Genomic DNA, 14,157 nt, shown 5'->3' with positions numbered 1-14,157 from the left:
AGTATATCGGGAAGTGGGTTCGGCCCCTAGATACTAAAGTATTGTTTCAAAGATACATCCGTTACAGGAGTTTCCATTCACGTGCTTTTGCCACGGCTTCGGTTCGTCGCTTCACCTGCATTTTGTCAAAAATAATCCGGTTATGTCCTTTCACGGTAGGCAGTGCAATATGAAGTATCTCACTAATCTCCCGATTGGATCTTCCCTGCGCAATCAGATGTAATACTTCGAGCTCTCTCACACTTAACGGATCAATTCGCAGTTCAGAAACGTACGGATATACATCTGTCTCTTCCGAAATCATTTCTATTCTGTTGTCCTCAGCTTCATCAAATGCAGCCAGTAATTGAAGCAGATATAAACGTGAGTCACCGCGTGCTCTCATACTCTTCAAAAGACTGTGCACAACAACACCTTCGTCTACAAATATTCGAATGAAGCCTGCTGGCTCTGCCATCATCATGGCCTCAGTCAGGAGCTCGATAGCTTGTGTTCTATTTCCATGTTCCTCATGGATAACCGCCAGAAGGATTGTTGCCTTGAGCTGTTCATCCTTGAAGCCTTTGGTTATGGCCAAGCGAAGACAGGATTCCATCATACCAAGTGCCTCCAAGGTGTTCCCCTGCTTCAGCAATACTCTGGCCTGACTAAGCGCATGATTTCTGTCCCATGATAATCGTATTGCCTTTTTCAGATCACCCTGACGAAGGAGCACAAGAACGTATGCAGCAGTAATATCAGGGATCGCCTTTGTAAAATTTAACCGTTGGGCCGTTTCGTTGATTCTATCTAACATGATAGCGGCTTGATGAAGATCCGCCTTCGCAAGCGTCACTCGGGCGAGCCATAACTCACTTGCAACAACCCTGTCCGTTTGGACAAATTGATGTGCCAACTGCACACTCTGTTGAGCGTGCAACATCGCCACATCAAGGTTATTCCATTCATAATGAACTCGCGCCAGACCCAAATAGGCTTCACATGCAATGGGTAGCGGGGGCTTACCTGCCATATGTACCACCTGCTGATAGGCTTCAGCCGCCAGGTGTAGCTGATTGTTGGATTCCTGCATATTCCCCACGCCCAGTGTCGCCATCATCGTGATAATATGATGTCCGATCCTGGTACTGTTCGCTAATGATTCCTCGTAGGAGAATTCGGCTTCCACACGTTTTCCCTGAAGCTGGTATGCATATCCTAGCGTCCAAGCTGTTGCTGCACGAATAGGGAGATTATGAGGATGCAAATATTTGAGTGCTCGGAGCGACTCAGTAATAATCGCATCCGCATCGTGCCGGCTGACAGCCAGCGTGGCTCGGATGGAAGCAATATGTCCGATGAGATCAGAATTGGTCTTTTCAGGTTCCGTATTTTGTAACACTTGTTCAGCAGACTGCAATTTGGGCTCGACGTCTATCATATGTCCTGACACTAATAACGCAGCCGCATGCATCACCCATAGGGAAGGTATTGAATCCATTACTGCTGAAGATAGAGAACTCAACCATTGAAGCGCAGGAACAGCACCCCCGCGAAAAAGAAGTGGCATACCTTTACCTTCCAACAGAACCGATGCCCGATGAGTATCTGCCGCAGCTACAGCATGATTGAAAGCCTCCAGCTCCATTTGATGCCTCTCATACCAGATGCTCGCTCGCTTATGTATCTCAGTAACAGACAGATCGGTCTTTGCTGTGCCCGCATAATTTGAATTCTGGTGTACTCTTTTACGCAATAAATCTGCAAACAGATGATGGTAACGATACCATCGCCTCTCATTGTCCAAGGGAACGATGAAAAGATTGGCTTGCTCCAGCCACTCCAACATGTCCTGTCCGGTAAAATCAACGGATTCATGTTCCTTTGGTTCATCTATATCCAAGATCGCATCACACAATGAACCGCATAATCGATCCAACATGCACGTTTTCAACAAAAAGTTCTGTACTTGTTCGGTTAGCCCTTGTAATATTTCTTCCATTATATAGTCCAGTACAAATGGGTCTCTGCCACTGAACGTTTCCATAAAGTGATTTGGATCAGAAGAACCCTGCATGGATAAGGCCGCTAACTGCAACCCGGCAACCCAGCCTTCTGTTCGTTTTTCAAGGAGAGCAGCATGTTCCTCTGAAAGTTTCAATCCCATGACCCGATCCAAAAACTCACTGCATTCGGCAGAAGTAAAACGCAGATCACTACCACGTATTTCAATCAATTCCCCCTTTGCCCGCAGTCGAGCCAAAGGTAACTTGGGTTGCTGACGCGTAGTCATGACGATATGCATATGCGGGGGCATGTGCCTCAGTAAGTAGGCAAGCGATTGATGGATCACTTCTGAAGTCATGAGATGATAATCATCCAGAACAAGTACAAAATGATCGGTTATTTCAGAAACTTCATTAAGAAGGTATGTAATAATGATCTCGATCGGTGGAGGCTCGGAAGATTGAACTAATCCCATGATTCCTTCAGCAAGCTTGGGGAAAATCGTCTGTAACGAAGCACATAGATATGTCAAAAAACGTGAAGGATCGTTATCCGCTTCTTCCAGCGAAAGCCAAGCTGTATCTATTGAAGAAAACTTAACCCATTGATTGACTAGTAGTGTTTTTCCTGATCCTGCAGGAGCAGAGACCAGTATGAGTTTAGCGTGCATCCCCTCGCCGAAACGGACATACAGGCGGGGACGATCCACTACATGGGAGCGCTGAACTGGAATGGTTAATTTCGTAGATAAGATCGGTGCATACATGAGCCATACCTCCATTCAAGGGTCGAACAGCAACTGTATCATTTCATATATCGTTTTGGCATCTATACTACCATAAAAATCAATAAGACACGCCATAAAAGACGTGTCTTTATTATTAGTAATACATAGATGAATTTAACTTCTGATTAACACTAGCTGCTAGTAAAAATGAATGGCTCTACCTTACACTATCCGAGCAGGAGTAATGCTTTGCGGATTGTTAAACACATTTTTCGGGTCATACTTGGCTTTGACTCTCCGCAGTCTGGCATAGTTGGCTCCATAGTACACTGGACCGGAATTTTTGATCCCTTGGTCTGGAACGTTGATATAGGAACCCACAATGTATGGTTGCAATTTCTTGCGAGTATTACGAGCGAGTGCGATATTTTTGGCGGCATGGGATGGTTTGAGCCACGTACTGGTCCATTCCACATAGAACTTCTCTTTGCGCCAGAAGAATGCGGTAGATCTAGGTGATTTGCGACTTACCGCTCCGCCCCAGTTGAGGAAATAGAATCCGCCTGGTCCCTCTTCCAGGTTCTCCAAGAATGATCGCATCGATTTAATGGCTTTGTCGGGGAATGGTTTTCGTCCAAAACCGGACGAGAACTGGTTACTATACCGTTGAGTCTCGGTCGGATCAGGTTGTAATAAGAACTTCACAACTTCCGTGTAAGGTAACAAACGAACAATGGAACTTGTCGGTGTGCCAACACTCGTAATCGGCTCCAATAGACGGAGTGCCTCTGTTTTTGACCCTAGGAACAGCCCCTCCATGACGACATTGCCACCCTTTTTCGGTCCGATGGACAACTCGCTGCCCAGTCTTGTATCCACAGAGGGAGCCCACCTCTGCCATACTTTGAGCACCTTCTCGAATTGAGCCCATGGCCAGGTGATTTTAAATACAGTCGCCTTCGCTGGAGCCCGGCGCACTTTGAATTTGTAACGGGTGTACACTCCGAAGTTACCGCCGCCGCCTCCCCGCGAGGCCCAAAAGAGATCCGCATTACGATTTTTATTGGCCCGGATAACTTTTCCTTTGGCGTCCACCATCTCTACCTCAAGCAGGTTATCACTGATGAGTCCAATCGTACGCTGGAGAGGCCCAATTCCCCCACCTAACGTAATTCCACCGATCCCTACAGTAGGGCTGTCACCAAAAGGAGCTATGAAACCTTGCTTGGCAAGGGTATTCGCAATTCTCCCTACTCGGTTACCCGTACCCACAACAACGGTTCCATTTTTTTTATCAAGTTTGATGGAATTCAGATCACTTACATCAATGACAATTCCGCCGTTAACCTGTGAAAGATTAACCTCAAGCGCATGTCTTCCACTCCGCGGCCTGATCGGTACATTATTTTCACGAGCCCATCGGATAGCGTTGGATACATCTTTCGTCCGTTGGGCAAAAACAAAAACTTTAGGATATTTGTCGGTATGCGGGTCCCAGTTCTTGCGCGCCGCTTCGTATCCCGGATCTCCTTTATAAATAACCCGTCCGGTAAGCTTTGTTGATGATTTCACACATCCCACTCCCTGCTGAATAATCGTCCTACAGCCTCTGCTGCATCAAGCACTTTATACTGTATGACGGACATTCGCGGAGGGAATGGGCTGGTGCCCTTAATTTTCAAGGTTCATGTTTCAGAGGAATCAATTCTGATTAACTTGCGCGCTTCCTGTTCTTTTTCACCATACCAGACGAGCACGTCGGCAAACAGATCCATGATGCGAACAAAGTTCTGCTTATCCGCTTCTGAAATCTGATCTGCATACTTGAAAATCTCATCAAAGCAAAGCTCCCTTACAAATTCGGTATACTTCGCATATACCTCGCGACCTTTCGGCGAAGGTTTGACGTATATGTCTTTGCGGTTACCGCTTAAATGAAATTTTTCGAGCAGGCCTTTTTCCGTCAGATTCTTCACGTTCTTGGAAAATGTACTGCGGCTTACGCCCAGGCGTGCGGCCATTTCCGACATCTTCTCTTCCTTGTCCTCGGCTTCCAGAATGTATTCCAGCGTCTGAATCTGTGAAGCCGAGAACATCATGTCTGTACCATAACTTCGTTGCAACTTGTACGTGTTCGAGTACGCATTACCGTATTTGATAATTTTCTCAATCAGTTCCCGATGGTCGCCCATCCAATCTAATTTCATGCGTAATCCCTTTCATATTCAGATTCTCTCTTACTCTACTGAAATCAGATTCGTTTTTCAATCCATGTAATTGCTTCTTCAATAACATCATCACGAGTCGGTTCATTAAATATTTCATGCATCAGATGAGCATAAATTTTGAGTGTTTTATCCGTGGAAGCGATATCGCCGTAAAAGTCACGGGAATCCTTTTCGCTGACCAGTCCATCATTTGCTCCATGCAGTACAAGCACGGGATCTGTAAACTGCTTCGGGTTCTCCTTCAGCCATGCTACGCCATTTCCCAGACTATTAAATAAATCTACAGAGATCTGCTTTTCAACCAGCGGGTCATTCGCGTAAGCGGATACAACTGCGGGATCACTGCATACGCCGCTGCCCAGCTCATTAGGGAAATACGTGCCTGCAGGAAGATCCATTGGCAGTTCTCCGGCAACTTTTGTATTGTAACGAGTGAGGGCTCCGGATAGTACGATGCCTCTGACCTTGCCTGGATATTTCGTTCCAAAGGACGAGGTTGCAAAACCGCCCATACTATGCCCGATCACAAACAGCGGAAGATCGCCACTCTCTTGCAATGCCGCCTCCACAATGACATGAACATCTTCAATAAGATGATCAAATTCTTTATAGAACGTACGCTGTCCCTCGGATCTGGCATGACCACGATGATCGAAGCGATACACGCTAAAACCACGTTTATTTAGTTGTTCCGTCACATAATCGTAGCGCCCTGCATGCTCAGCTAGTCCGTGAACAATAACGACAGCGGCTTTTGCATCACTAACTAAATTCTTACTAGAATATAGCCGAGTACCGTCAAAAGATTCGATTGTTGTTTCAATTATACTCATAATATTTCCCGATCCTCTCGTTACGCTCAAGCACCAAACAATTAAATTCTTTAGCACAGGGCGTTATTCGTATACTTAAGAATGAGGTGCTCATAATACCCAATAGAATGTGGAGGACGACTTTTTTTGGTCTTTTTCTCTTGTTACTTGCAAGATCAAAAGCTTCAAATCGGGAATAGATAAAGAAACATATTGTATTCCATAAGAACAATATTGTTTCTTATAGAAACAATATTATCACCGACGGCATCCCTTGTCTATATTTAATTAAAGCGTTTACATAGAGGCAAAAAAACGCCATCATATGTTACATGATGACGTCTTTTTCCTTTATGGTATCTAGAGTATCGAACTCCTGACCTCATCGCTGTCAGCGGATCGATACTCTCCAGATCGTTAATAGAAATGCGGAGAAAAGCTATCTGTGTCATCAGGCACCAATTTCATGTTCTACCACCCTGTAAACAACGGCTTCGGACCCACATGCGTGGGAAAGAGTGGCAATACTTCCTCTGCCAACTCCTGAATCACCTCAGCAGGAGGTCGACTCGAAAAATGAATACCGAGTGCAGCATGATTGACGCCAACTGCTCTCCATTCCTCCAATAGCTGAATCAGACCTGCTCGTCCTGTCCGCAATATGTACCCGCCACGAAGCGGTGTTCGAGGATAATTGGGATCTTCGACAAGATCAATCCATTCGTTCGTCATATGCGGCTTGAACATGCCACCAGGTATTTTTTCACGCCAAGCATTAATCTTATGACCAAGCATTTGAGGACCGGATTCGTTTGCCGTTGCTTCGGGATAAGTGAGCCAACCATCACTGTGCTCTGCAATCCAATCTAAAGACTGCCTGCTTGAGCCCGTCACAACGAGCGGAATGCCATCAGCAACGGGCTTCGGGAGCAATTCAAGCCCTTTCAATTGACCAAGAGAAGATTGAATTGCGCCAGTTCTATCCTGTATAAGCTCACGAAAAAACTCCACAGTCTCCCGGAATCGCACATCACGATGCTCCCCATCTATCCCATAAGCCGGAAACTCAGCAGGTCGGTCGCCGGAAGCAATCCCTAGCACAAGTCGTCCGCCCGAAAGTACATCAATGGATGCAGCTGCCTTGGCTAAATCAATCGGATGGCGAAGCGTGAAGATCGCGCTTCCTGTTACCAGGGAGACGTTTTGGGTTCTTGCAGCAAGATAGGCAAGATAGATAAATGGATCAAATACTTGTCCAGCATCTCCAAAGGCAGGATCAAATAAAGGAACATCTCGCACCCATACGGCTGCAAAATTTCGTTGATCAATGATTTCCACGAGGTCAGCTTGACCTTTTAGAACATCCATATGACCTTTATAAAATTTAAGTGGTAAAAACAGCCCGATTGTCAACTGGTCCGGGGCAAACATGCGGCGGAAACCAGGGTGTTGATTGAAGTTGTGTAACGCTTGTGTTGACGGATTTTCTATTCGTTCCATAACATCTATAGGTTTGTTCATTCCTTCTCCTCCTACAACAATAGTAATCCAGTAGACTGATATCTTTTTAATTCGACTGGAACTGATATAATTGTAACAATCGATTGACCCCATAAGTAGTGACAACTCTCAACAAAATAACAGGGTCAGTTCTGGCAACGAGGAGGATTAACATGATTGATTTGACATTATTGTTGAACAGAGAGTCTGGAGATCCGTTATACGCTCAGCTTTATCACTATATTAAGAAAGATATTTTGAACGGAAAGTTACCAGCCCATACTCGACTTCCCTCTATTCGCTCACTGTCCAGCCACCTCCACATTAGCCGTAATACAGTGGATATGGCGTATCAACAATTATTGGCTGAGGGTTATGTCCAGAGCAGGCCAAGGAGTGGCTTATACATCATGGATTTAAAGCTGGAAGCATTGCCCCTATCCCACGTAGTGAGTACAAATTGGTTGGAAAACATTATTCAGGATAGCCCCGAGATTCGATACAATTTTCGTTATGGTGACGTAGATGCTGAGCATTTTCCATTTGCCACTTGGCGCAAGTTATCCAATCAGAGCTTGCTCCAGAACCAAATGAAGTTGTTTTCTTATGGTGATCCGCTCGGAGAACCGGGGTTGCGATCGGAAATTGCAAATTACCTGCACAGCTCTAGGGGAGTAAATTGTTCACCTGATCAAATTATAATTGGAGCTGGTGTTCAGTACTTGCTCGGTGTGTTATCTGGATTAATAGGTGACGTTAGTCATGGGATCGCGATGGAAGACCCGGGATATGACGGTGTTCGGACGGTTTTTCAACATAAAGGTCTAAACATTCACCCTATTCCGCTGGAAGTCGATGGGCTTCATATCCGCAAGTTATACGAAAGCAATTCCCGCATCGTCTACATTACACCGTCACATCAGTTCCCCTATGGAATGGTCATGCCGCTCGCCAAGAGAATGCAATTACTGAAATGGGCAACAGACCAGAATGGGATCATTATTGAGGACGATTATGATAGTGAGTTCAGATATGTCGGCAAACCGATACCTTCCCTGCAAAGCCTGGATACTCAACAGCGAACCGTTTACCTGGGGACATTTTCAAAGTGCCTTCTGCCTTCATTACGTATTGCGTATATGGTTCTACCACAGACCATGTTAGAGCTACACCGTAAACAAGACTACCGATTATATGATCAAACGGTCTCTCATTTTCAGCAGAACACCTTAGAACTGTTTATGAGTAATGGGCATTGGGAAGCCCACATTCGCAAGATGAGGAAGGTATATCGACAGAAGCAACTCACACTCATCTCAATGCTTCAAAAGATGATGGGTGCTCAAGTTACCATCATTGGTGAGGATGCAGGACTTCATATTTTGTTGCGAGTACATAACGGAATGGATGAACACAAGCTGATTGCTACTGCTGAGAAAGAAGGTGTTCAGGTCTACCCGGTATCCCCCTTTTGGGTGCAACCAGCTCAAGCGGAGCAATCCATGGTTCAGATTGGTTTTGGTGGATTGAGTATTGAGGATATTACAGAAGGCGTATATGCCCTTCACCGGGCTTGGTTTGGGGTCTGAGAACATTCGTGTGACTACGACCACACAACCAAACCATTTTCACCTAGAAAGAACCCGCAAAACACTTGAAAATCCTTGTGTTAAGCGGGTTCTTTACATATGGAATCTGGAGTGATCTACATTTCTTTTTTGATGTTCTCTACATCATTCATTTCATCAACAGCAGTCTTACCAGCGATTCGTCCAAAAGTAAAGATATCCGTCAAGGCATTACCGCCTAAACGGTTGCCTGCATGTATACCTCCTGCAACTTCCCCAGCGGCATACAGATGTGCAATTGGCTGACCGTTTTCATCCAATACGCGAGTGTGGGTATCGATCTTGATTCCGCCCATGGTATGGTGAACCGCCGGTTTTCTAGGCGTAGCATAGAATGGAGACTTCTCAACTTTTAAGCTAAACGTATCCTTATGGAACTCCGGATCAAACCCCGCATCCACATATGAGTTATACTTATCAATCGTATTTCTAAGAACTTCAGGTTCCATATTGATTTTCACGGCCAGCTCTTCTAACGTATCGGCTCTGAACAAGGTACCTGCTTCGACTTGAAGGTCTATCTTTTCCTGGCTTGTGTTCGCTGCGGTTTTCTTGATCTCATCATCCGCAATCAGGTAAAATAAACTTCCCTGCTCGATAGCCGCTTTTGTTAAGACATCTCGTCCAGAGAATTCATTAACAAATCGTTCTCCCTTTTTATTAACAATGACAAAGTTTTCAGGAGGTACTTGCAATCCACTGAACAGCTCGCCCGTATCCGGGTCAGCTACAGGCATCATTTGAGTGAAGCCCATGCCTGTCAGCGCTGCTCCTGCACTCTTACCTAGCGATATTCCATCACCAGTCATCGCATAGGAATTTGTTGTTTTGATATCATCGTCAATATGGCTCCAGTACGTGTTATATTCCTTGAGCATCTGTGTATTTGCACCAAAACCGCCGCTGGCAAGCACAACGGCTTTGGCATGAATGGTGATTTTCTGACCATTAACACCTGTTGCGATAACACCTGTTATTTTTCCATCTTCGATGATCAATTGTTTGACTGGGCTATCTGTAATCATTTTTCCTGAATGCTCTTCTACATATTTGCTAAGTGCAATGATAAAGGCAGAGCCATAACTTTTGACAGGTTTATGGCCGCGGCGCCAAAGAGCACCCACTGGAGCAAATACGATACTCTTATCATATTCAACCCCGATATCCTCAAGCCACGTTACACTTTCCAAGGCACGGTCTGTAAGTACTTTGACCAGATCGTATTGTCCATAGATCGTGTTTCCATTCAGATCCGTTCGTTTGCCCCCAAAATACGTTTGCATTCTGTGAAGAAGTGGCGAGTCGAATAAATAAGCCTTTTCTGTGCCGAACTTTTCCTGATACGCAGTAAACTCTTCTTTGAGTGCATGGAAATCATCGATATATTCCGGGTGGACCAGGCTCTCATCCGTACTCAATAAATTCTCAATTGTCTGTCTTTCCCCTGGATTCTCAGTGAACTGTTGTTGCCATACAGGATCTGCAGCATTGACAGGACCACCTGAACGGATCGTGTTTCCCCCAACAGCCGGATATTTCTCAAGTACAATCGCACTTGCTCCTTGTTGTAAAGCTGTAGCAGCAGCACTGAGTCCTGCGCCACCTCCACCTACAACGACCACATCGCAAGTGTATTCTTCGTCATCTTTCATCTGGCTGCTAGCAGGTTTTGGACGTCTTTTCAGGATGTCAGGATTCACTCCGGCAAGCTTAACCGCTTTGGCTACACCATTGATGACAGCATTACTGGTTTCAGAAGCACCTGAGAGAGCATCTACATTCAGCGTCTGTCCCTCAATGATTTTATTCGGAATTCTTACAAAAACAACATCGGCGATGCCTTCGGTTTCACCCTTCGAATCGATATCGATGCTTTCAATTCTATTTTCACTAAAGGATACCTTCATCGGAAGATTGCCACTGTGACCTATGGCATTGATCTCATACACACCGGGTTTGTAGGTAAACTCCTCTTCTTCGTTGAGCTGATTTGAAATTTTGGCAAACCGAAGGAATCGCAGGAAACATGTTTCCAGGAAATCAATCGTTCCTTCATTGTTCAGGTCACCTGATTCGTCAAATGCTTTATGTGCAGTTCCAAGTAAAAACTCATACCCTGGCATCACATTGGCTTCAACACCCGGTGCATCCAGGATTTGACGAAGATGCAACTGTGCACGCGAGGAACCTTGTGTTCCCTGGGACGCACCTATGATCATCACGGGTTTGCCAGCCAGCGGATGGATTTCAAAGCTCAACCATTCCAGCAGGCTTTTAAGGGATGAAGGGATGGAATGGTTATATTCTGGAGTCGCAATAATGACACCATCACTTGCTATAATTTTTTCATTAAACGATTGTATAATTTCACTGTTTGTATGGTTATCGGACTGATTAAACATCGGAACATCTGTAATATCGAGAATTTCAATGGCTGCTCTGGACTCAAAATGCTTTTGCATGAACTGAAGCAGCTTGCGATTATACGATTTCTTTGCATTTGTGCCAACGATCGCTATGATTTTCATTGTGATTAGCCCCCTACTCTTGCCAGGAAAATTTTTTCGTTTTTTTCTTCAACGTCCTTTTTGATAACAGTTCCGTAGTGATCTCCGTAAACAAAACAAACTCATTGAAGATTTCGGCAAGCTCCGCCACTTTGTCAGCGTTAATGAGATTACCATTGCTATCAAATGCACTCTGTGATTTTCCCAAAAGAAACTCGCTGCTAGGCATCATTCTCGCACCAAGCTCAGGCGAATCCAGGATTTGTCTAAGATGCGCTTGTGCCCTGGAAGAACCGAGTGCACCATGTGAAGCACCCACAATCAGAACAGGCTTGTCTTTCAGGGTTTGAGTGGTATAACTGATCCATTCCAGCGCACTTTTCAACACGGCAGGAATCGCATGATCATACTCAGGAGTAGCGATAATGACACCTTTCGCTTTAGAGATTTGATCTAATAAGTCTTGTACCTTCACAGGAATATCAACTTCAGCATCCTCTAATTCATCTTTTTCAATAAAGGCAGGCATATCCTTGATTTCAAACAAGTCAATCTGGGCTTCACTAGCAAAATGTTTTTGCATAAATTGAAGTAGCGTCCGGTTCGTTGACACATCCGAATTCGTGCCCACGATAGCTAAATAGTTCATCGTAATCCCCTCTCTGTCATTCGAGATGATGTTAGTAACTGTCAGGTTCAATCTTTCGGCCTAACTCTAACATATCAAAGCTCAAATGATCTAATAGTTATTCATTGCAGTTTGATAACTAATTTGTTATAATCACCTCAAATTCAAAGTTTGTTACTTTTTTCACAAGTGGTGAGGAACATGTCTAAGTTAGAATCTCAAGATATCTTGTGTTACATTGACAGCCTATTGAAATACAGTAACTATAGCAGGGCTGCCCAATCTCTATACATATCTCAGCCCTACCTCACAAAGGTTATCAAGAAAATCGAAATTGAGTTGGGCTGTGAGCTAATCACTCGTAACAAACTTCCGTACCGATTAACCGAGCAGGGGAAAATATATTATCAATACTTAACGTCACTCGAACATAGCTACGCCAAGCTTATTAGGGAAATCTCATATATATCGGATATCGACAATAAAGTGTTACGGATCGGCATTCTTCCAAGCCTTGGTGTTTACTTAACACCCCTTTTTCTACCAGATTTTCTGGAGCTTCATCCTGCTTATAAAATTAATCTTGTCGAGGATTTACCTGAAAAAAATGAGAAACGTCTCCAAAATAATGAGTTGGACTTCTGGATCGGGCAAAATTCAAGCAGTATCTCCCCTAACCTGAACTCGTTTAACTGGGGCAGACACAGTTACCAGGCCATCATTCCGCGTTGCTGCGAATTATATCAAGAGAATGTTGCAGTTATCCCGGAGGGCACGATTGAGATCAGCACCATTTTGAATCAAAAGCTTATTCTAACGTCCAAGGGTTCGGCAATCCGAAAACAGATTGATCAATTGCTCAGTGTCTACAAGGTACAGCCTAATATCGTTATGGAAAGTAATGAAATCTACACGGTACTGAAGCTGGCAACGCATAATTTAGGTCTGACCTTTGTACCTGAAAGTATCCATATCAAGGAGTGCCCTTCGGAATACAACATCTATCCAATCCCTGTAGAGAAGATGAGTCTGGATTATTTTATAGCCCATCATGAAGCAAAAAAGCTGAATAGCGTGGATCATGACCTCATCCATACTTTTCTCAATCACGGACAACAATGTGCGATATAGGAGGCTATCATGAAACCTTTTACGAGAACGGTACCACTCATGGGAACTAACATATCCCTCTATATCGAGGGGACAGATGCTGAAGAGCTTGCCGATGAAGCCGTGAATATGCTCGTCCATTATGAACAAGTGTTTAGTGCCAACAGTGAGCACTCGCAGCTTGCCATGTTAAAAAAAGAAGCCGCATCACATCCGCTTAGAGTAGACAAGGAACTGTATGATCTTATTAAGATAGGCAAAGAACACAGCCTGAATAAAGATTCATTTTTAAATATTGCGATAGGGCCTTTGATCAAACTGTGGAGAATTGGTTTCCGCGAGGCACATGTGCCGGAAGATACCGAGATTAAAGCAGTGCTGAAGCTCTTGAATCCAGAGCATATACAGCTTGATGATGAGCAGCAAACGGTTCATTTATCCAAAAAGGGCATGGAAATCGACCTTGGAGCGATTGCTAAAGGTTATTTTGCCGATCAAGTGATGGCATTTTTCAAGAAAAACGGAGCTGTATCAGCTATGGTCGATATGGGCGGCAATGTTCTGGTTCATGGCGATTCTCCCACCGGGTCCAGTCATTGGAAAGTCGGAATCCAAAATCCCTTTTTACCTAGAGGAAATGCAGCAGCACTCGTTAGTATACGGGAGCAATCCGTCGTTACATCAGGAATATACGAGAGAGTTTTAGAGAAGAAAGGGGGTCAGTACCATCATATATTTAACAGCAGGACAGGCTATCCCATCGAAAGTAATATTGCTTCTTTAACGATTATTGCGGATAGATCGCTCGACTGTGATATATATACTACAGAATTATTTGGGTTAGATGCGGTCTCCATTATTCATAAAGTTAATAAAATGAAGGATATCGAGGCTGCCGTAATCACGACGGATGGAAATCTGGCCTATACAGATAATCTTAGAGGAAGAATTGAGCCCGTATTTAGGTAAAAGTGGACGGAACAAGTTCTTCCGCCCAACTTTATTATCTGAGTGAATCAATAGTAACTGCC

Annotated in this window: 10 protein-coding genes; 3 read left to right on the top strand and 7 right to left on the bottom strand. The window is 44.4% G+C overall.

Annotated features, from left to right (window positions below):
• Positions 1-61: 61 nt before the first annotated feature.
• The 5 genes from NST33_RS09585 to NST33_RS09565 form a co-directional block, all read right to left on the bottom strand.
• Complete coding sequence (locus tag NST33_RS09585; RefSeq protein WP_339307736.1) at positions 62-2,752, bottom strand: LuxR C-terminal-related transcriptional regulator; 2,691 nt, start codon at positions 2,750-2,752, stop codon at positions 62-64.
• A gap of 183 nt (positions 2,753-2,935) precedes the next feature.
• Positions 2,936-4,285 (bottom strand): FAD-binding oxidoreductase, encoded by a 1,350-nt coding sequence (locus NST33_RS09580; protein ID WP_221823217.1) that lies wholly within the window; start codon positions 4,283-4,285, stop codon positions 2,936-2,938.
• 113 nt (positions 4,286-4,398) lie between these two features.
• A complete protein-coding gene (locus NST33_RS09575; protein WP_076209078.1) occupies positions 4,399-4,920 on the bottom strand; it encodes a MarR family winged helix-turn-helix transcriptional regulator in 522 nt (173 codons plus the stop codon).
• A 44-nt stretch (positions 4,921-4,964) separates the two neighbouring features.
• Positions 4,965-5,774, bottom strand: a complete 810-nt coding sequence (locus NST33_RS09570) for a lysophospholipase (protein WP_339307733.1) — start codon at positions 5,772-5,774, stop codon at positions 4,965-4,967.
• A gap of 450 nt (positions 5,775-6,224) precedes the next feature.
• The gene (locus NST33_RS09565; RefSeq protein ID WP_339307731.1) at positions 6,225-7,274 is read right to left on the bottom strand and encodes an LLM class oxidoreductase; all 1,050 of its coding nucleotides are present in this window, start codon (positions 7,272-7,274) and stop codon (positions 6,225-6,227) included.
• 152 nt (positions 7,275-7,426) lie between these two features.
• On the opposite strand from NST33_RS09565, the gene NST33_RS09560 reads away from it, so the two are divergent.
• The gene (locus NST33_RS09560) at positions 7,427-8,842 is read left to right on the top strand and encodes a PLP-dependent aminotransferase family protein (RefSeq protein WP_339307729.1); all 1,416 of its coding nucleotides are present in this window, start codon (positions 7,427-7,429) and stop codon (positions 8,840-8,842) included.
• 116 nt (positions 8,843-8,958) lie between these two features.
• On the opposite strand, the gene NST33_RS09555 is transcribed toward NST33_RS09560, so the two are convergent.
• Positions 8,959-11,409 carry a flavocytochrome c gene (locus tag NST33_RS09555; RefSeq protein ID WP_339307727.1) on the bottom strand — a complete coding sequence of 817 codons (2,451 nt, stop codon included), beginning with the start codon at positions 11,407-11,409 and terminating at the stop codon, positions 8,959-8,961.
• A gap of 13 nt (positions 11,410-11,422) precedes the next feature.
• On the bottom strand, positions 11,423-12,037 hold the full coding sequence (locus NST33_RS09550; protein ID WP_339307725.1) for an NADPH-dependent FMN reductase: 615 nt from the start codon (positions 12,035-12,037) through the stop codon (positions 11,423-11,425).
• A 180-nt stretch (positions 12,038-12,217) separates the two neighbouring features.
• Between NST33_RS09550 and NST33_RS09545 the strand changes: the two genes are divergently transcribed.
• The gene (locus NST33_RS09545; protein WP_339307723.1) at positions 12,218-13,147 is read left to right on the top strand and encodes a LysR family transcriptional regulator; all 930 of its coding nucleotides are present in this window, start codon (positions 12,218-12,220) and stop codon (positions 13,145-13,147) included.
• Positions 13,148-13,156: 9 nt separating this feature from the next.
• Positions 13,157-14,095 (top strand): FAD:protein FMN transferase, encoded by a 939-nt coding sequence (locus NST33_RS09540; protein ID WP_339307721.1) that lies wholly within the window; start codon positions 13,157-13,159, stop codon positions 14,093-14,095.
• Positions 14,096-14,157 lie beyond the last annotated feature (62 nt).

This window comes from Paenibacillus sp. FSL L8-0435 (assembly GCF_037965655.1).
Classification (GTDB): Bacteria; Bacillota; Bacilli; order Paenibacillales; family Paenibacillaceae; genus Paenibacillus.
Note: the sequence above shows the minus strand (reverse complement) of the source record. Positions and strands in the feature narration are given on the sequence as shown.